Raw genomic sequence first — 796 nt, forward strand, 5'->3', positions numbered from 1 at the left:
CGAATATTGACTTCGACGGTCTTATCAAAAGCGCCTAGATCGGTATCTAAAATATGCCCATAATAAGGGTTGGCCGCGGCGTTATTCACTAAGATATCAATTTGACCAAATTCGCTTTTGATATGCTCAAAGATCGCATCAATCTGCTCCATCTCACCGACATGGCAGGCAAAGGCGCTGGCTTTATGTCCATCATCTTTGATGCTATCAGCGACGGCTTGGCAAGCATCAATCTTACGGCTAGAGACAATGACATGTGCGCCTCTAGATGCCAATAAACGAGCGATAGACTCACCAATACCACGACTAGCGCCAGTAACCAAGGCAATCTTGCCCGTTAAATCAAATAAATCTTTCATAGGTGTTCCTTTTATATTTGTAAAGTCTTAAAAGTAAATCTCATTTTCAACTATTTTAGTTTTTTGGCGTAGGCTGGGTTTTTAACCCAGCGTTTTACTTTTATAAATTTTCACAGCTGGGTTAAAAACCCAGCCTACAACTATTCCTTATATTTTGAATTAGCTATTCATTTTTCAATTTTTTATCGGAAATACTTAATAAGTTATAATCGAAAAACTGCAAACTCATTACAAGGCAGCCGAGCGTAGATAGTACAAATAGTACATCGAGCGAGGCTAACGCCGTAATGGTTTAGCAGTTATTTGATTATTAAGCCAACATGCCGCCATCGAGGGTAAACGCATGACCATTCATAAAGCTGCTTTCATCACTAGCCAGCCATGCAATCGCACCAGACACTTCATCGACGTCACCTAAACGGCGCATTGGGCTGGCT

Annotated in this window: 2 protein-coding genes; both read right to left on the reverse strand. The window is 41.0% G+C overall.

Annotated features, from left to right (window positions below; genetic code table 11):
• A partial coding sequence (locus tag ACS8FD_RS19220) for an SDR family NAD(P)-dependent oxidoreductase (protein WP_439277035.1) occupies positions 1-359 on the reverse strand: 359 nt, incomplete at its 3' end.
• A gap of 310 nt (positions 360-669) precedes the next feature.
• Positions 670-786, reverse strand: coding sequence for an SDR family oxidoreductase (locus tag ACS8FD_RS19225; protein ID WP_439277036.1), 117 nt, complete (start codon positions 784-786; stop codon positions 670-672).
• Positions 787-796: the final 10 nt, after the last annotated feature.

This window comes from Psychrobacter sp. 1U2 (genome assembly GCF_051847575.1).